General features: G+C 48.7%; 19 protein-coding genes, 1 tRNA gene, 1 other RNA gene and 1 pseudogene. 14 read left to right on the forward strand and 8 right to left on the reverse strand.

Annotated features, from left to right (window positions below; all coding sequences use genetic code 11):
- Positions 1-5: 5 nt before the first annotated feature.
- Positions 6-824, reverse strand: a complete 819-nt coding sequence (gene pgeF, locus BOO20_RS05500) for a peptidoglycan editing factor PgeF (protein ID WP_076791244.1) — start codon at positions 822-824, stop codon at positions 6-8.
- 245 nt (positions 825-1,069) lie between these two features.
- On the opposite strand from pgeF, the gene BOO20_RS05505 reads away from it, so the two are divergent.
- From BOO20_RS05505 to nadD, 9 genes are all read left to right on the forward strand, one after another.
- On the forward strand, positions 1,070-1,315 hold the full coding sequence (locus BOO20_RS05505; RefSeq protein WP_040433681.1) for an AtpZ/AtpI family protein: 246 nt from the start codon (positions 1,070-1,072) through the stop codon (positions 1,313-1,315).
- A 44-nt stretch (positions 1,316-1,359) separates the two neighbouring features.
- The gene (locus BOO20_RS05510) at positions 1,360-1,746 is read left to right on the forward strand and encodes a hypothetical protein (RefSeq protein ID WP_076791215.1); all 387 of its coding nucleotides are present in this window, start codon (positions 1,360-1,362) and stop codon (positions 1,744-1,746) included.
- A complete protein-coding gene (locus tag BOO20_RS05515) occupies positions 1,743-2,759 on the forward strand; it encodes a F0F1 ATP synthase subunit A (protein WP_076791217.1) in 1,017 nt (338 codons plus the stop codon). Before BOO20_RS05510 ends, BOO20_RS05515 begins: the two co-directional genes overlap by 4 nt.
- Before the next feature lie 120 nt (positions 2,760-2,879).
- Complete coding sequence (gene atpE, locus BOO20_RS05520) at positions 2,880-3,107, forward strand: ATP synthase F0 subunit C (RefSeq protein WP_076791219.1); 228 nt, start codon at positions 2,880-2,882, stop codon at positions 3,105-3,107.
- A gap of 100 nt (positions 3,108-3,207) precedes the next feature.
- Positions 3,208-3,735 (forward strand): F0F1 ATP synthase subunit B, encoded by a 528-nt coding sequence (locus tag BOO20_RS05525; RefSeq protein ID WP_076791220.1) that lies wholly within the window; start codon positions 3,208-3,210, stop codon positions 3,733-3,735.
- Positions 3,736-3,748: 13 nt separating this feature from the next.
- On the forward strand, positions 3,749-4,294 hold the full coding sequence (locus BOO20_RS05530; protein WP_076791222.1) for a F0F1 ATP synthase subunit delta: 546 nt from the start codon (positions 3,749-3,751) through the stop codon (positions 4,292-4,294).
- 112 nt (positions 4,295-4,406) lie between these two features.
- Positions 4,407-4,479: transfer RNA gene (locus tag BOO20_RS05535), tRNA-Ala, on the forward strand.
- Between the two features lie 248 nt (positions 4,480-4,727).
- On the forward strand, positions 4,728-5,624 hold the full coding sequence (locus tag BOO20_RS05540) for an outer membrane protein assembly factor BamD (protein WP_076791224.1): 897 nt from the start codon (positions 4,728-4,730) through the stop codon (positions 5,622-5,624).
- Between the two features lie 12 nt (positions 5,625-5,636).
- Positions 5,637-6,227 carry a nicotinate (nicotinamide) nucleotide adenylyltransferase gene (nadD, locus tag BOO20_RS05545; RefSeq protein WP_076791226.1) on the forward strand — a complete coding sequence of 197 codons (591 nt, stop codon included), beginning with the start codon at positions 5,637-5,639 and terminating at the stop codon, positions 6,225-6,227.
- Between the two features lie 70 nt (positions 6,228-6,297).
- On the opposite strand, the gene argS is transcribed toward nadD, so the two are convergent.
- From argS to trpS, 3 genes are read right to left on the reverse strand one after another with little or no spacing between them, the layout of a single operon-like run.
- Positions 6,298-7,956 (reverse strand): arginine--tRNA ligase, encoded by a 1,659-nt coding sequence (gene argS, locus BOO20_RS05550; RefSeq protein WP_076791227.1) that lies wholly within the window; start codon positions 7,954-7,956, stop codon positions 6,298-6,300.
- 9 nt (positions 7,957-7,965) lie between these two features.
- Complete coding sequence (locus BOO20_RS05555) at positions 7,966-8,670, reverse strand: HAD family phosphatase (RefSeq protein ID WP_076791229.1); 705 nt, start codon at positions 8,668-8,670, stop codon at positions 7,966-7,968.
- Between the two features lie 11 nt (positions 8,671-8,681).
- Positions 8,682-9,716 carry a tryptophan--tRNA ligase gene (trpS, locus tag BOO20_RS05560; protein ID WP_076791230.1) on the reverse strand — a complete coding sequence of 345 codons (1,035 nt, stop codon included), beginning with the start codon at positions 9,714-9,716 and terminating at the stop codon, positions 8,682-8,684.
- Positions 9,717-9,924: 208 nt separating this feature from the next.
- Between trpS and ffs the strand changes: the two genes are divergently transcribed.
- From ffs to fsa, 3 genes are all read left to right on the forward strand, one after another.
- An RNA gene (gene ffs / locus BOO20_RS05565) (signal recognition particle sRNA small type) lies at positions 9,925-10,023 on the forward strand.
- A gap of 40 nt (positions 10,024-10,063) precedes the next feature.
- Positions 10,064-11,113, forward strand: coding sequence for a deoxyhypusine synthase (locus BOO20_RS05570; protein WP_076791232.1), 1,050 nt, complete (start codon positions 10,064-10,066; stop codon positions 11,111-11,113).
- 64 nt (positions 11,114-11,177) lie between these two features.
- Entirely contained in the window at positions 11,178-11,846 is a 669-nt protein-coding gene (gene fsa / locus BOO20_RS05575) for a fructose-6-phosphate aldolase (protein WP_076791234.1), read from the forward strand.
- Between the two features lie 88 nt (positions 11,847-11,934).
- Here fsa and BOO20_RS05580 read toward each other — a convergent pair whose 3' ends face one another.
- The 4 genes and pseudogenes from BOO20_RS05580 to BOO20_RS05595 all read right to left on the reverse strand — a co-directional run bounded on the left by BOO20_RS05580 (position 11,935) and on the right by BOO20_RS05595 (position 15,795).
- On the reverse strand, positions 11,935-12,534 hold the full coding sequence (locus BOO20_RS05580; RefSeq protein ID WP_076791235.1) for an RloB family protein: 600 nt from the start codon (positions 12,532-12,534) through the stop codon (positions 11,935-11,937).
- Entirely contained in the window at positions 12,534-13,877 is a 1,344-nt protein-coding gene (locus BOO20_RS05585; RefSeq protein WP_076791237.1) for an ATP/GTP-binding protein, read from the reverse strand. The genes BOO20_RS05580 and BOO20_RS05585 overlap by 1 nt, the downstream gene beginning before the upstream one ends.
- A 503-nt stretch (positions 13,878-14,380) precedes the next feature.
- Positions 14,381-14,479 (reverse strand): annotated as a pseudogene (locus BOO20_RS13345) (Fic family protein); the annotation flags it as partial.
- A complete protein-coding gene (locus BOO20_RS05595) occupies positions 14,479-15,795 on the reverse strand; it encodes an ATP-binding protein (RefSeq protein WP_076791238.1) in 1,317 nt (438 codons plus the stop codon). The pseudogene BOO20_RS13345 and the gene BOO20_RS05595, both read right to left, overlap by 1 nt.
- A gap of 132 nt (positions 15,796-15,927) precedes the next feature.
- Here BOO20_RS05595 and BOO20_RS13350 point away from each other — a divergent pair, with 132 nt between their 5' ends.
- Positions 15,928-16,095 carry a hypothetical protein gene (locus BOO20_RS13350; protein WP_368665425.1) on the forward strand — a complete coding sequence of 56 codons (168 nt, stop codon included), beginning with the start codon at positions 15,928-15,930 and terminating at the stop codon, positions 16,093-16,095.
- A 28-nt stretch (positions 16,096-16,123) separates the two neighbouring features.
- Complete coding sequence (locus BOO20_RS05605; RefSeq protein ID WP_076791241.1) at positions 16,124-16,366, forward strand: Fic family protein; 243 nt, start codon at positions 16,124-16,126, stop codon at positions 16,364-16,366.
- Positions 16,367-16,518: the final 152 nt, after the last annotated feature.

Genomic DNA, 16,518 nt, shown 5'->3' on the forward strand with positions numbered 1-16,518 from the left:
TCCGCCTAAAGCGGCCCGGGGGTTTTGCCGCTGCTGATCCCGATCAGCGTGACCATTCGTCCGGTGTGGCCGTTATCCCGACGGTATGAGTAAAAAAGGTCACTTCGGGCGAATGAACAGTGTGGTGAGCATTCGATATTCGATGAAGGAACTCCGGCGGCCAGCAGTTGCCGGAAGTTTACCTTGCCGAGGTCAAGCAGGTATTTCTCATCATCCGCACCTTCAGGCGCGAACTGCCAGTCATCATCGTTAAACGCTGAGGCTACCTCCCGGCCAACCTCATAGTGCCTTCCTGATATACCTGTTCCGATCCAGGCAAGGCACTCTCCGGGTATGGAGCCGAAGCTCGTTCGCATTGCGGCAAGGGTCTTGATGACAATGTTGCCTGCACTCCCTTTCCATCCTGCATGCACTGCACCCATAGCCTCGTGTTGCGGGTCGTAAAGCAGCACCGGAAAGCAGTCCGCAGTAAAGATGCAGAGGAAGAGATCTTTTTTGTCGGTAATGAAGGCATCATAGCCTTCGTAACGACCGGGCGCTTCAGCATGGAGGATCTCCGTGCCGTGTACCTGGGTTGAGCTGACCAGCATGTCAGGATGAATTCCGGCTGTTGTGCAGAGGCGAAGGGTGTTTTGCCGGACAAGCTCCGGCAGGTCTCCGGTATTGTTCCCAAGATTCAGCGAAGCATAATCGCCCGTGCTTTTACCTCCCTTTCTTGTGCTCTGAAGGGCAACAAGCCCGGTGAAGCGGGAAAAGATAATCGGGGTGAGCATTTCAGGATCTGGCAGGGAAGCGGCAGTACTCTGGCCCATGGTTGTATCCATAAGGAAAATGTTTGTGCTGTTCCGGCCTGTTTTCTGTTTCTGAAACCGGGGCAGCCGGAGAGTAAAGAGGCATGGTGAAAAAATATGATTATTAACCGATCGTTTCGCAACCATGGACAAGAATTTCGATAAAGGTTCATTATTTCATGAAGAGTATTATCTTTCCTCAGTTCGATAATCGTATCGATGGACTTTTTTCAGCAGTAAATCTTGTTGCCACTGTCGGTGGATTGGAGTGATGCATGATGAAACGTCCTGATGATGAACGCTTTCCTGACAAGTTCGGCCGTTCTGTTCGAGCACTTTCGGATTATATGGGGCTTGGCCTCCAGATTGCCGCCAGCTTTGCCTTTTTTGTCTTTCTTGGATATTGGGCGGACACGAAGCTCGGAACTTCTCCGTTTCTGCTTCTTGCAGGAGTAGTTGTCGGTATGGTCGGAATGGCGCTTATTCTCATGAAAGTAGTCCGGTCGGCAAATAAAAAACAGTAGAAACGCCCCTATTATTTGGCGAAAACAGAAAGAATCGCTCATATATGAAGTCATTGTTTGATTTTATTTTAAAGTTATGTATTTTGACAGTCGTTTTATGGGGGATGATTTACTCCTTGCTTGATCCCGGCACTGTTGACTATCGTTCGGTATTTATCGCATGGGTAATGGTCGCGACAAATACTTTGGCAGGCTACCTGATTTTTGAGTATGCGTTCGCCAGGGAATCACGGGTTTTTACCATAGCGGTGTTCGGAGGCCTTACCGCAAGGCTGCTGTTACTTATGGTGCTTGTTTTTGTTATCATTTACCGGCATTTGGCGGTTATCAACGACTTTGTGGTCTCGCTTTTTGCTTTTTACTGTATTTATTTGATTGTTGAAATTCTCGGGTATCAAAAGAAAAACAAACAGAAAAAGAATACTGCATGAAACGCTTTAACGTCAAACAGGCCACAGCTTTTTTCAGGGTAATTGCGCTTGTCCTCCCGCTTCTGTTCTGTGTTAACAGTTTTGCTTCAGCATCTCCTGAAGAGTCTGCTCCTGCGGTGCATAGTGCAGCACCGGCAGTTCCCGGTAGTGAGCCCACCGCTGCTCACGCTCCTGAAGAGGAGGAGAAGGCCGGTGATGTTATCATGCATCATATCCTGAACAACAACGTTTTTGCGTTTCCCCCTTTCGGCGAGGTAGAACTCCCGACCCTGCCCAAAGTTGCAGGCATCGATATTTCCATTACCAAGCATGTTGTTATGCTCTGGCTTGTATCCGGAGCCCTTCTGATCGTTTTCTCCATAGTCGGCGGGAAGTACAAGAACATGAATGCCCGCCAGGCGCCGAAGGGTGTAGCCAATACCATGGAAGCGCTTATTGATTTCGTCAGGCTTGATGTAGCCAAGTCAAATATCGGCCCGGGGTATGAGAAGCACCTTCCCTATCTGATTACGGTATTCATGTTTATTCTCTTCTGTAATCTCTTCGGTCTTATTCCCTACGGCGCTACGGCCACAGGCAACATCAATGTTACCCTGACTCTGGCGGTTTTCACCTTCATCATCACCCAGATCGCGGCATTGAAGGCTCATGGTTTCGTCGGATTCGTCAAGCATCTTACCGCAGGAACCCACTGGGCGCTCTGGATTATTATTGTGCCTATCGAAATAATCGGGCTCTTCACCAAGCCGTTTGCTCTTACGGTTCGACTTTTTGCCAACATGACCGCCGGTCACATTATCATCCTCAGTCTTATTTTTATCAGCTTCATTCTCAAGAGCTATATTGTTGCTGCAGCGGTTTCGGTTCCGTTCGCAATCTTTATCTATCTGCTTGAGCTCTTTGTTGCATTCCTTCAGGCATTTATCTTCACGATGCTATCAGCACTCTTCATAGGGCTTGCTACTGCCCACGAAGGGCATGAGGAGCATGAGGCCGGAGTTGCCCATCATTAATTTGATGTCTGGATTATTGAGGAATAAGTATTATTTTTATGATTTTGATTTAACGGGTTCAAAACTGCTAATTACTCTTTAGCAAAAAACTTACAACAAATAAACGGAGGTAATTACAAGATGGATGGTTTAGGTTTAGCTTATTTAGGTGCAGGTATTGGCGCCAGTCTTGCTGTTATTGGTGCTGGTCTTGGTATTGGTAATATCGCTGCTTCTGCAACAGAGGGAACAGCTCGTCAGCCTGAGGCTGCATCCGATATCCGTACGACCATGATTATTGCAGCAGCTCTTATTGAAGGTGTTGGTCTGTTCGGCGAAGTTATCTGCGTTCTTCTCGCTCTCAAGTAAGCGTGAAGCTGTTACAGATTCGATACAGAAGATATTCCGATTGCGGCACATTCAAAGCACCGCAGTCGGGTTTTATTAATCGTTAACGGAAACATTGTTCATGCTTACGTCAGGAGTTATTCTTCTTGCCGGCAGTCTTTTAAGCCCGGAACCCGGCCTTATTTTCTGGACTGCGGTTACATTCGTGATTGTACTGCTTATTCTCAAAAAAGTAGCCTGGGGACCGATCCTCACTGCTTTGGAAGAGAGGGAAAAGGGTATCCAGTCATCTATCGACCGTGCATATCATGCAAAGGATGAGGCTGAAGCTGCTCTTCGCAAGAACAGTGAACTGCTTGCCAAGGCTGATGCGGAGTCAGACAAGATCATTCGTGAAGGAAAGGATTTTTCCGATAAACTTCGCAGCGATATTACCGAAAAAGCCCAGGCTGAAGCGCAGAAAATGATTTCCATGGCCAAGGATGAAATTGAGCAGGAAAAACGCCGCGCACTCAATGAGCTGAGAACGGAGGTTGCCGATCTTGCTGTAAAAGGGGCCGAGAAAATTATCAGAGGCTCTCTTGATGCCGATCTGCAGAAAAAGATCGTTGACAGCATGATCCAGGATTTTTCTACAAAACGTAATTGAAAACGGTCACGAAATGTCCAGTCTAATTGCAAGCCGTCGATATGCATCTGCTCTCCTTTCATCAGCTGAAGAGGGTGGTTTTCTTGATACTATTGTTGAAGAGCTGAAACAGATAAGGGAGGTTCTCAACAATTCCCGTGACCTCGTTCATGTGTTGAGAAGCCCCCTGATCCAGGGCGACAAGAAAGTTCATATTCTCGAAGAGATTTTCCGGGATAGTGTAGGCCAGAAAATGCATCTCTTTTTGAGCCTTATCGCAAACAAGAAGAGAGCCGGGCTTCTTCCCGAGATTATTGACGAGTTTCAGGTTCTTCTTGATGAGAAACAAGGCGTGCTCAATGCTGACGTTACCAGTGCCGTTGCACTTTCGGATCTTCAGGTATCGGACCTTGTCAGCAAGCTCACGGCTTCGACCGGCAAGACGATCAGGGCAAAGATGAAGGTTAATGCTGATCTTATTGGTGGTGTTTCGGTTAAAATCGGAGACACTATTCTTGACGGCAGTGTCAGTCATCAGCTTGAGATGCTGAAGCACTCACTTATGACGGACGCAGTATAAACGCCCTCTCCCGAGTTTTATTTTTTAATAGCCTGCAGCAGCAGGCTATTTTTTTAGATATTTATCCGGACAGGCTTGTAAGCATTCACGGAAATTTGTAGCATAGAGTCATGGGGCTTTAGCTCAGTTGGTAGAGCGTCTCGTTCGCAATGAGAAGGTCAGGGGTTCGACTCCCCTAAGCTCCACAGGTATTCCGCCCTCACTCCTGCTTCAGTGATCTGCAGCACCTTTCAGGCAGTGTTCCTGCCCCCTTGTCGATGAACCGTATCACGGTAAATCCACCATCCTGATTTTTCATGCCCGGTCAGCTTCGTCATGCAGTTACGTTATCCTGCTGAAAATATGAGAGCAAAAGGTGTTCAGGTATGTTTCTTTTTCTGCAGTTTTGTATACTATGTTTTCGATTTCAATAAAAGGATAATGGAGTTGCTTTATGCCGGTGACCAGATTTATTGTACGTTCAATGCTGCTGATATGTACGACAGGTAGTTTAGTGCTGTCGGGTTGTTCATCAACAAAGCCTCCGGCTACAGTAACTGCCCTTGTCAATGAAGGTTATGCAAAGGCGGAGAGACTATTTGCCAAAAAGGATTATACCGGAGCTTCACTTGCCCTTGAATCACTGATCTTTACCTCCCGTGCTACAGCACTTGAGGATGATGTGCTCTTTCTTCTCGGGCAGACCTATTACCGTTCGAAAGAGTACCTGCTTGCAGGAGATATCTACACCCGCCTGCTTCAGCAGATCCCCTCTACCCCCTATGCGAAAACAGCACAGTTCATGCTTGCCAAATCATATGAGCAGCTCTCTCCGCATTATGAACTTGATCAGCAGTATACCGTAAAAGCCATTGAGCAGTTCTCCGTCTATCTTGACCTCTATCCGGTAACCGATTCCCTGAAGATTTCAAATGACGTTGTGACGTACAGGGAGTTGCTTAAAATCAATCCTGACAATCCATCCTATAAAGAGAGTTATGCAAGGGCGTCTGCACAGTATGCGAGGGTTGACACTGTTCGTTACGCGGCAAGAACCATTCAGGAATTCAGGGAGAAGCTGGCGAGAAATTCATTTTCCATTGCCCGCAACTATGTTCAGCTCGGCAAATACAAGGCTGCGGAGATATTTTATGATGAGATTATCCGGCGTTATTCCGATACCGGATATATTCATAACTCCTGGGCAGGAAAAATTGATATGCTGATGAAGCGTAAAAAGTGGTTTGATGCAGAGCAGGCGCTTGATCAGTATCTGCAGCTTTATCCGGCAAAAGAGAAGGAGATGGCCGGAGAACGCGAAAAAATAATTCGGAATCTTAAAAACAGCTGAACGGAGAGTGCTGTGCATCTGGCAGTTTTTGGCGGAACATTTGATCCTCCGCACAATGGCCATCTTGCTCTTGCTCTGTTCGCCAGGGAGCTGCTGAAGATCGACCGGATCATCGTTTCGGTATCAAACAATCCCTTCAAGCAGAGGAGGGGCACTGCTGATGAGCACAGAAAGCGCATGGCATCCCTTCTCTCATCCGAAATAAATCTTACCGGGTGGAGCAGTGAGGTCAGCCTGTGGGAGCTTGAAAAGCGCACCCCCTCCTATACCGTCGATCTTCTGCACTATATCCACGAACTTTACCCGCATGATCGGCTTACCCTTCTTTTGGGAGAGGACAGTTTCCGGGAGTTTAACTCCTGGAAAGCGTATGAACGGCTCTATTCGCTCGCTGAAATTTGTGTCTTTGGCCGAGCTTCCTCCTTGGGCGAGCCCGCGCCTGTCTCCCGGGTGGGAACAGAGGGGATGCGATTTATCGATTTTGCCTATCCTCTCTCCTCAACCGCCATCCGTGAACTTGCGGCTTCAGGTCAATCCATCGCACCATATGTTCCCTCTTCAATAGCCCGCTATATCGCAGAGCACAACCTCTACCGTCCGTGAGCTCCCCCCGCCATTCCGGGCACCACCCAACGCAGTTATCGGGTTTCGGAACAAATAAAGAGAGGTGCTTTCACATTGATTCCGGTGCCGAGACTCCCAGTATCCTGAACCCGTTGCGCAGAACCTGGCGGGTGGCCAGCGAGAGGAAGAGTCTTGCTCTGGCGATTTCCGGCTCAGCCTTGAGAATCGGACACTCCTGATAAAAACGGTGAAAGAGCTCTGCAAGTGAGTGCAGGTACTCTACCATTTTCTGCGGTTCAAGCAGACGCAGGCTTGTTTTGATCATATCAGGGTAATCGAGCAGGGCAAAGCCGAGCTGGATCTCGGCAGGATTGTCAAGAAGCCGGAGCAGGTGGTAATCCGGGTCGGCGTGCGGATCGAATCCGATCTCCTGCTTTGCAAGGCGCAGCAGGCTGCATATGCGTGCATGAGCGTAGTGCAGATAGAATACCGGATTTTCCCGTGACTGTTTTTTTGCAAGCTCTACATCGAAGTTGAGGTGTGAATCCTTGCCCCGCATAATGAAAAAGAGCCGGGTGGCATCGGCGCCGACATCGTCAATCAGATCGTCAAGCAGGTCGGCATTCCCTTTTCTTGTTGACATCTTGACGCTCTGGCCGTCTACCGTTGTGGTGACAAACTGGTTTATGGCGATCCGGATCCGGCTGGTATCCTCTCCAAGGATTTTCAGGGCGTCAATCACATCAGGGTACTCATCGATGTGGTCGGCGCCGAAAACATTGACGATGACGTCGAAGCCGCGTTTATATTTGGTAAGGTGATAGGCAATATCCGGCAGACGGTAGCTCGGTTCACCGGTTGATTTTATGAGTACCTTGTCCTTCTCCTGACCGAGCTTTGTCGTCATGAACCAGGTGGCTCCGTCATACTTGGAGATAAACTCTTTTTCTCCGAGAGCCTCAATGACCCGCTGATTTGCCGTAGTGCCGGTTTCATCGGGAGTGTAGAGGGTATGCTCATTGAAAAATGAGTCATGACGGATTCCGAGTCGTTCAAGTGTAGCGCGTATTGCCGAAAAGATGATGCTTTCTGCCGTGTTTTTGAAGAGATCAATCTCTTCCGTTTCGGCAAGAGCGGCACCATGGTCGTTGAAAACCTGTTCGGCAATCTCCCTGATATAGTCGCCCTGGTAATGGGTGGCAGGAAATTCAACAACTTGGCCGCAGAGCTCCCGGTAACGGAGTTTGACCGACTCTCCGAGAATCTGCATCTGGCGTCCGGCATCGTTGAAATAATACTCACGGGTTATGTCATAGCCCTGCGTTACAAAGAGATTCGCTATGCAGTCACCAAGCACGCCTCCTCTTCCCCTTCCGATGGTCAGAGGCCCTGTGGGATTGGCACTTACATATTCCACGATAGCGCGCTTCCCTTTGCCGCTCGCTCCCTCTCCGTAGCGGTCAGTGTAGAGTAGCACCTGCTCTACACTCTGCATGATAAAGAGCGGTGTGAGGTAAAAGTTGATGAACCCGGCTCCTGCAACTTCAATTTTAGCTATGGTATCCGGCGGGAAAGAGAGGTGGGGTATGATTTGCAGGGCCAGCTCCCTGGGATTTTTTCGTAACTCTTTTGCCGCAAGAAAGGCAATGTTGGTTGAAAAGTCACCAAACTTCTTGTCGGCAGGCTGTTCAATCCGTATCGGATTTTCGGTTACTATTCCGGCCGCTTCAACTGCCCGAGCTATGACCGGGAGAAAAAATTCATGCATTGTATTTCTTTATAATAGGGTCGTTGGTTGCTCCTGATTGAGCAGTGCACAGAGTTCAACGGGGCGGAGCCCGGAGAAATTGTCAATGATTCGAATAACGTTATCGAACTCCCGGAATGCATCGGCGCTGTTTGTGGTCGTAACTGCGACACATTTCATTCCGGCACTCCGGGCGGCCTGAACACCGGGCAGGGCATCCTCAAATACGATACAGTTTGATGGCGGCACCTCAAGCAGACCGGCTGCCCGAAGAAAGATATCCGGGGCGGGTTTGCCGTTTATGACCTGTGACGGGTCTACAATTGCCTGGAATCTGCCGGCAATGCCGAGCAGATCGAGCACGTATTCGATATTGCGCGGCCCGGCACCGGTACCGATACCAAGTTGTACACGGCTTGCCGCCGCATGGTCAAGAAAGAGCTCCAGACCCGGCATGGGCTTGATCAGTTCGCGCGACATGATCCGGTAGAGAAAGTCCTTGAGTTCAGTCAGGCGTGCCGCTTCAGCTTCGCTGATCTCCGGGTCGAGGAAATAGCGGAGAACATCATGGCCTTTCATGCCTGCGGTTTCAACCAGATAGCGTTCGGCATCAAGTCCTTCAAGTCCGAAATCCCGGAACAGTTCAACCCATGAATCCGCATGGAAGCGCATGTTGTCTGTCAGGACGCCATCCATATCAAAAATAAAGGCGTATCTCGGGTCGGTAGTAAGCATGATCGATTGATTCAGCAGGTGATCTCTCCAAGTTTCATGGCGGTTCGTACCTCCTGCATGGTGGTTCGGGCTATGGCTCTGGCCTTTTTTTCGCCTTCAAGCAGAATCGATTTCACCAGTTCCATGTGTGTTTCGTAATAAGCTCTTTTTTCAACCAGCGGGAAGAGTTCTGCTGCAATATTTGCTGCGCACATCTTTTTGCAGTCCACACACCCAAGTGAACCGGCCCGGCAATCAGCCTCTATGGCTGAGAGCTGCTCCTGGGGAGCAAATTTTTCATGGTAGCTGTAAACCGTGCATACTTCGGGGTGACCGGGGTCGTTTTTGCGAACCTTCTTGGTATCGGTCACTGCCGTGCGCATTTTTTTTGCAATCTCATCCGGGCTGTCCGAGAGGAGAATGGTGTTGCCAAGGGATTTGGACATTTTTGCCTTTCCGTCAAGACCCGGAAGTCGCGAAAATTTTGTGATTTTCGGCGCTGGTTCAGGGAATACCTCTCCCAAAAGAGGGTGCTGGTAGAGGTTGTTGAAGCGGCGGGCAATCTCCCTGGTGATCTCAACATGAGGGAGCTGATCTTCGCCGACAGGAACAACATTGCCTTTATAGAGCAGTATATCTGCCGCCTGCAGGACGGGGTAACCGAGATGACCGTAGGTCAGCGACTCCATATTCAGGTCACGAATCTGATCTTTCAGGGTCGGGTTCCTTTCGAGGCGCGATGAGGTGATGAGCATCGAAAAGAGCAGAAAGAGCTCAGTGTGCTCCTTGACCTGTGACTGGCGGAAAACCGGGCTTTTTTCAGGGTCTACCCCTGCGGCAAGCCAGTCAATGAGCATGTCAAGCGTGTGCGTATAGATTTCACCGGTTTCAAGTGAGGTCGTCAGGTTGTGATAATCGGCGATCAGAAAGCAGGTTTCATAGACCCGTTCGCCCGCTTCGTTTCTCTGATTCTGTTGCTCTACCCATGATTCAAGCGCTCCGGTATAGTGACCAAGATGGAGCTTGCCGGTCGGCCTCATACCGCTTAAAATTCGAAGTGTTCCCATAAAAGTGTTGTTGCCGCGTCAACCGGCAGAACGTGCGGCTGTTTCAGGCGGGGTCGTGGTTTTTATAAAGCTCTGAATGCCCAAGAAGTTATAACAGTTCACAGAAAGATAAAAGGGCTTTGTTTGTTTTTTGTATTGCTTGCACTATATTATCCAACTTGTTTCAGGTTCGTATCAAAAAGAAGAATTTGAAACCGATATATTAGGAGAGTAAGTCCTATACAACATTCAGTTACCCAACCATGTCAGATCCGGAAGGAAGCAGCATCCGGTAATATGAATGTGTGATATAGTAAGCTTACTCTCTTTTTTTATTTAGCCAATTATAAACCACGTCGGGAGCAGAAATGGAATCAGGAGTCAGAAAAGAGGAGTTACTGAGCGCACCGGTCCGCCATATTGATATCAAGCAGCTGAATATTGTTCCGCTTGTCGACCAGATGAACGATACCGCTTTTCAGGCCAGAAATCTTGCAAGGGCAGCTTCGATTCTTGACCTTATGCAGCAGGACAAGGAGTGCGCTGTTATTTTAACCCTTGCCGGTTCACTGATCAGTGCCGGATTGAAACAGGTCATTATCGACATGATCGACAACCACATGGTTGATGCCATTGTCTCCACCGGTGCCAACATTGTAGACCAGGACTTTTTTGAGGCTCTCGGCTTCAAACACTACAAGGGAACCCCCTTTATTGATGATGCAATCCTTCGTGAGATGCACATCGACCGTATTTACGATACCTATATTGATGAGGATGATCTCCGTGTCTGTGATGATACCACGGCAATCATCGCCAACTCCATGAAGCCGGGAAGCTACTCATCCCGCGAGTTCATTGTGGAAATGGCCAGATACATCGAGAAAAACAACCACGATAAAAACTCCATAGTCTACAAGGCCTACGAAAAAGGGGTGCCGATCTTCTGCCCCGCATTCTCGGACTGCTCGGCAGGCTTCGGGCTGGTGCATCATCAGTGGCACAATCCGGATAACCATGTTGCCATCGACTCGGTCAAGGATTTCCGCGAACTCACCAGAATCAAGATCGAGAACGACAGAACCGGTATCTTTATGATCGGCGGCGGCGTACCGAAAAACTTTACACAGGATATTGTTGTTGCAGCCGAAGTGCTCGGTTACGAGGATGTCTCCATGCACACCTATGCCGTCCAGATTACGGTTGCCGACGAGCGTGACGGTGCCCTTTCCGGTTCAACCCTCAAGGAGGCCAGCTCATGGGGCAAGGTTGACACGGTTTATGAGCAGATGGTCTTTGCCGAGGCAACCATTGCGCTGCCGCTCATCGCCGGTTATGCCTACCACAAACGCAACTGGGAGGGACGCAAGGCTAAAAATTTCAACGCCATGCTTGAAGCTCAACCAGTAAAAGCCTGAGGGGCATGCGTGCTGCGTCCCTTTTGCTCTCAGACTGCCAACGACAATTAACTGGAGGTGCCTGATGAAATTTTTTATTGATACCGCAAACCTTGATGAAATTCACGCCGCACGCGAACTTGGCGTGCTTGACGGCGTGACCACCAACCCGTCACTGATTGCCAAAATCGTCGGTGATCCGGCGAACTTTACCTATCAGGATTTCAAGGATCATATTTCCCGGATCTGCGATATCGTTGACGGCCCGGTCAGCGCCGAGGTGACAACACTCAAGGCGCAGGAGATGATTATCGAGGGTGAGGATCTGGCCGCCATTCATGACAATGTGGTTGTCAAATGCCCTCTGACCATCGACGGCCTTCAGGCGATCCGCCATTTTTCAGATAAGGGTATTCGCACCAACGCAACGCTGGTCTTTTCGCCCAATCAGGCCCTCCTTGCCGCCAAGGCCGGTGCAAGCTATGTGAGCCCCTTTGTTGGACGGCTGGATGATATCAGTACTGAAGGCATGACGCTTGTTGAGCAGATTGTCTCCATCTACCGTAACTACGGCTACATGACCGAGGTTATCGTCGCAAGCGTGCGTCATCCGCAGCATGTGGTTGATTCAGCCCTGATCGGAGCCGATATTGCCACCATCCCCTTCAGCGTTATCCGTCAGCTTGTCAACCACCCGCTGACCGATCTCGGTCTGAAAAAGTTTATGGAAGACGCCTCGGTTATGAAAAAATAACCCTCCCGCTTTCTCTGCCGGTTCAGCAATCCTGAAATGCCGAACCGGTTTACCTTTCCGGAGAGCGAGCATTCGACACAACAATGCATCACTGCTTCTCTGCCTCAAGAATATTACGAACAAGACGATAAACAGTTGTTCCTGTCGTAACAGGCCACCCCGACTTATAGTTATCTCTTTGTTCTGCTCTCCGGATTGCGGTTTCAACTATCATCCTTGTTATTTTATTTGCGGAGACACCTTTGTCATAATCAGGGAGATGATGACGCAACTGTTCAGAGCAGGATCTTGAGGATGTAATGCCCTTGCCGTCATCGAAGTGCAGCAAAAGCCAGAATTCGAATTTCGGGTTACTCAAGGCAAAACCGTAATTGACTTTTTGTTTGGACCAATCAAACATCAGGTTGATATGTTCCTCTTCCCATCCGTCCTGGTCAGCAACCAGCCATGCTTCATCAGAATCTTTGAGGCCCTCTTCCTTGATATGATCTTGTATCCGTTTCAGAACCTGTAACGGAGCGCTGTTGTTTTTACTTTTCAGACAGCGAATTTTAATGACAGATTGTTCAGTCTGTAGTGCGGCAAAGTACTGAGGTTCTGTTTTAACCCCTTCGGTAGCAATGATGAAGAGTTTTTTGTACCGAAGCGTACCCGATGGCCGATAAAATCGCCTTCTGTTCAGCCCCATTATTGAGCTTCATTTGATGTATTACAGGCAGAGCCAATAAAGCCGCAGCTAACCGGCATTCGGGGAACACCGCCCAATCTGCCCTGCAGATAGCTTTTACGAATATCCTTGTCAAACCGGACATCTTTATATTCGCTGAAAGATCGCAAGTGCGAAGCTCCGGAAGCATCCCGCTCTGCCACCCACATTTCATCCCGTCTCAACAAATGCTGGTCCATCAGTAACAGATCATGGGTTGTAAATAACAGTTGAGACCGGCTTTCAGGTGAGCAGCTCTCCAGATATCCTTCCAGCAAGCGCCTTGTCATAAGGGAGTGAAGGCTGCGATCAACTTCGTCAATGACCAATACTTTTTTTGACTCACTGGCAGAGATTTCAAGAAAAGCGGGTAAAAGATCAATAATCCGCTGTGAGCCATCCGATTCCTGCTGCAACTCAAATTTCGTTTCTGTCCCTCCCGCTACAGGATGGTATGTAACGAGTTTTTTTGCAATCAATTCGCCCTGCTTTCTTGTGACGATATAGCGATCTACAGACGGTTCTGATACGACACGGACACTCATCCCTTCCTGCACATCCTCCTTGAGCATGGTCTTTAACGATTCAGGGAGAGGAAGGTTATCAAAAGGAATTACCTCTCCGCCAAGATGTGCTATACCGGTATCAAGCTTGGGCAGCATTTCATTCATTGTAGAGTACAAGGGGTGCTCTACATCCAGAAACTGCTCAAAAGGCTCAAACCGTGAATCAGGTGCAACGAGTTCCAGGCAATTCTTGAACCAGTCGTAGACAGGACGAAACGTATCAACTTTTTGAGATACGGAGTTTGTCAGAAAGAGCTGGTTATCTCTTGTTCCCTGAAAAGCGAAAGTAAGAAACAGGGTGTTTCCGAGTCCGGATCCAAAATTTGGCTTACCATTCCTTCGATGATACAGAACTTTTTCGCTGGTACTGGTGATTTTAACAAGGCGTTCCTCAAGAACTGCTTTTCTTGTAACGGAAAAGCTGTATTCATAGATCGTTTCATCAATCAGCAACTCAAATGAAAAGTTTGAGGCCCTGGGCGTGCTGCTGGTGTCAAGTCGAAAAGCTTCAACAGGGATCATGCTCTCCGGTTGTGTCCCTTTGACTATAAGATTTTTGGCAAAGCTCAATGCCTTGAACAGATTTGTTTTCCCGGAAGCATTGCCTCCATGGATAGCGGCTATAGGAAGGATCCGTGTCTGGTATTTTGCTACCAGCGGAACGCGTTCCCTATGCTGCCGTTCCCGGCTGGCAATCATCGAAAAGGAGGAGCAATCCCTGAACGACGCCCAGTTTTCAAGAGAGAAATTTATCAGCACGTTTACTCCGCTTAAAGAGATAATTTCACATTATACGGGGTATAATAAGCATTATGATGAACAATTCACACTATTCATACCGGTTTATCTTCTAATCTTGCACTGCTCGCACATCGAATCTGCAATTGTTGCTTCGTTCCGGAATGCGTTCCCATTCTACCTGATCTGCCAGTTTACTATTCTGAGCGAATAACGGTTACCATGCCGGTCATGAATTCAAGCAAACTCTTTTACTATAATCGTTTACAATAAATAATGTATAAAAATTGCCGATGTTTTTGCCGATGTTTTTTGCTTCGTTCGCTGCCAATTGACGTTCAACAATTTCACTGTTCATTTATTTTGAACACAGCAAATAATTGAACAGAAGCCAAAAACGGAAAACAGGAATCACCCGTTAAGAGACCCAATTCCAGGTCGCGCACATCTGGTTGTGTAACCGAAAACGGGCGGGATGTTCAGTGCCGCCCGTGCGCAATGTTTCCGGGATGGTGATGAACCTTTGCCATCAAGGTTGCAACCAACCTTGCCGTTCGACCGTTTCCCTCCCTGTATGGATGGATAAACAGCAATTCAGGATAAACCGGTGCCGTTATTGCTTTCAGTCGAGAAGAAGCCACTCACTGGCGAGCGTGATGGTTATTTCAGGAGGAAATTCAACTCCGGGAGGTGGTTCCAGTGTTATCAGCCGTAACCGTGCATTCCGAAACTCTGGCGCTGCGTCAAGGAGTGCTCTTACCTCCCGTTCTCTGGTAGTTGATTGAGTGAGGTCAGTGCATACCTGAATCAGCTCATCTCCCTTTGTCAGATCTCTGGCAAGAAAATCTACCTCATGGCCTGAAGCTGTATGAACATAGCCTATTGCATAACCTTGTCTTGAAAGTTCGAGAAAAACAGCAGTTTCCAGAGCATGACCGGTGTTTTCTTTACCTGATCGATCAAAAAGAGGAATAAAGCCGGTATCAACAGGATAGATTTTTCGGGGATTAACCATACGGCGACGCTCAGAATCGGTTGCAAGGAAGAGGGTTTGGAGGAGAAACGAGTCTTCGAGATAACCGAGATAGGTGTGCAGCGTATCTTTTGCTACAGAAAAGCCCTGGGATTTTAAATCGGCGTGAAAACGGTTAATGCTGAATGACCCTGCTGCATTTCCAAGCAGTTGACGCACCATCCAGCGCAATGCTGCCGGGTTTGTAACTGCGTAACGCTCAACTACGTCACGCAGGAGCACAACATCGATATAGGCCCGAAGCAGCTCCTGGCGGTCACGCCCTGTGATGCCGGTTGCTTCCGGAAATCCGCCAAACGCAAGATAGTTGCGCAGTTCACTCTCAATGGTTGAGCGATCAGACGTTGTCCACTCTTCTGCAGGCTTTGACGGTTCAACCTTTTTGTGGCGGAGATACTCCCTGAAACTGAAAGGATAGACAACCGCTTCCAGTGCACGACCTCTCATGCTCGTGGCAACTTCACGTGACAGCAGACGGGCAGAGGAGCCTGAAATAAAAATCTCTGCATTTTCGGTATCAAGCAAACGGCGTATGAAAAGTTCCCAGTCGGGGACCACCTGTATTTCATCGAAAAAGAGCACGACTCTCTGATGATCCCTTAATTGCGGATGCAGACGATAGAACTCCTCGATAACAATATTCAGGTCACTGCTCTTCATCCCGGCGAGTCGTTCGTCCTCAAAACTGAAATAGAGCACCCCTTCACGAGGCACTCCCTGTTTCAACCGCTCAGAGATGATTTGTTTCAGCAGTGTTGTTTTTCCTGAGCGCCTCATCCCGATGACAGCAATAGCTTTACCCTTCACCACAGGCACTCTCGTATCCCTGAAGGTGAATTCCGGCAGAGGCGCGGCCTGGGCGTCAACAATCTTTTGGCGGATTATGCTTCTCAGGTAGCCGTTCATAAAGGATGATTTGTTGCTATAGTGTCCGTTTGAAAAGGATAATATAGGCGATTATTTTATTTTTTCCGATCATGGACAGCGCATAATCCTCTGATTGCCGAGCCCATGTACCTGACCAAGTACATTGAACGTATGGGCACCGGTATCCGCGACATGATCCGCCGATGCAAAAACGCCGGACTTCCAGAACCTGAAATCAGGCTTGACGGAGGCTGTTTTGTGTTGACGATTTGGAGAAAAACTCCTGAGTCTGGGGCCCAGTCGGGATCAAGTTCCCGGACAAGTCACGGCACAAGTTAGCAAGCAGCCAGAGTCACAACCAGAGTCGATGGAAATTCGCGTGCTTCGGCAACTTGTTCTCCAGCCAATGGGGAAAGCCCAGCTATCGGAAGCAATGGGACAAAAAGTCATCTCCGGCCAGTTAAACAAGGTCATCAGGGGGCTTGTTACCGATCAAACCATTGAACCAACCATACCCGAGAAACCCACCAGCCGCCTACAGAAATACCGGCTCACGGAAAAAGGCCGCAGATTACTTGAAGAGTTGGGCAAAGGAGGCGGTCAGTCGTGACCATTATCACGCCAACCGGACAAGTCGAGACCTAAGGCACCATCAGAGGGTTGCCCATGCCGTCAAATGATCCGCAAGGTTTCGGAGTGAGCTGATGAAATAAGTGCCCTGCACTCCGCAATAAAGAATTCAGGGGGCCTCTATTTATTGTC

Origin of the sequence: Chlorobium sp. KB01 (assembly GCF_001975465.1) — a bacterium.
Taxonomy (GTDB): Bacteria; Bacteroidota; Chlorobiia; order Chlorobiales; family Chlorobiaceae; genus Chlorobium.

Bases quoted from the DNA above. Each gene is read 5' to 3' on its own strand.
- pgeF (WP_076791244.1), bottom strand. From the start codon at position 824: ATGGATACAACCATGGGCCAGAGTACTGCCGCTTCCCTGCCAGATCCT.
- BOO20_RS05505 (WP_040433681.1), top strand. From the start codon at position 1,070: ATGAAACGTCCTGATGATGAACGCTTTCCTGACAAGTTCGGCCGTTCT.
- BOO20_RS05510 (WP_076791215.1), top strand. From the start codon at position 1,360: ATGAAGTCATTGTTTGATTTTATTTTAAAGTTATGTATTTTGACAGTC.
- BOO20_RS05515 (WP_076791217.1), top strand. From the start codon at position 1,743: ATGAAACGCTTTAACGTCAAACAGGCCACAGCTTTTTTCAGGGTAATT.
- atpE (WP_076791219.1), top strand. From the start codon at position 2,880: ATGGATGGTTTAGGTTTAGCTTATTTAGGTGCAGGTATTGGCGCCAGT.
- BOO20_RS05525 (WP_076791220.1), top strand. From the start codon at position 3,208: ATGCTTACGTCAGGAGTTATTCTTCTTGCCGGCAGTCTTTTAAGCCCG.
- BOO20_RS05530 (WP_076791222.1), top strand. From the start codon at position 3,749: ATGTCCAGTCTAATTGCAAGCCGTCGATATGCATCTGCTCTCCTTTCA.
- BOO20_RS05540 (WP_076791224.1), top strand. From the start codon at position 4,728: ATGCCGGTGACCAGATTTATTGTACGTTCAATGCTGCTGATATGTACG.
- argS (WP_076791227.1), bottom strand. From the start codon at position 7,956: ATGCATGAATTTTTTCTCCCGGTCATAGCTCGGGCAGTTGAAGCGGCC.
- BOO20_RS05555 (WP_076791229.1), bottom strand. From the start codon at position 8,670: ATGCTTACTACCGACCCGAGATACGCCTTTATTTTTGATATGGATGGC.
- trpS (WP_076791230.1), bottom strand. From the start codon at position 9,716: ATGGGAACACTTCGAATTTTAAGCGGTATGAGGCCGACCGGCAAGCTC.
- BOO20_RS05570 (WP_076791232.1), top strand. From the start codon at position 10,064: ATGGAATCAGGAGTCAGAAAAGAGGAGTTACTGAGCGCACCGGTCCGC.
- fsa (WP_076791234.1), top strand. From the start codon at position 11,178: ATGAAATTTTTTATTGATACCGCAAACCTTGATGAAATTCACGCCGCA.
- BOO20_RS05580 (WP_076791235.1), bottom strand. From the start codon at position 12,534: ATGGGGCTGAACAGAAGGCGATTTTATCGGCCATCGGGTACGCTTCGG.
- BOO20_RS05595 (WP_076791238.1), bottom strand. From the start codon at position 15,795: ATGAACGGCTACCTGAGAAGCATAATCCGCCAAAAGATTGTTGACGCC.
- BOO20_RS13350 (WP_368665425.1), top strand. From the start codon at position 15,928: ATGGGCACCGGTATCCGCGACATGATCCGCCGATGCAAAAACGCCGGA.
- BOO20_RS05605 (WP_076791241.1), top strand. From the start codon at position 16,124: ATGGAAATTCGCGTGCTTCGGCAACTTGTTCTCCAGCCAATGGGGAAA.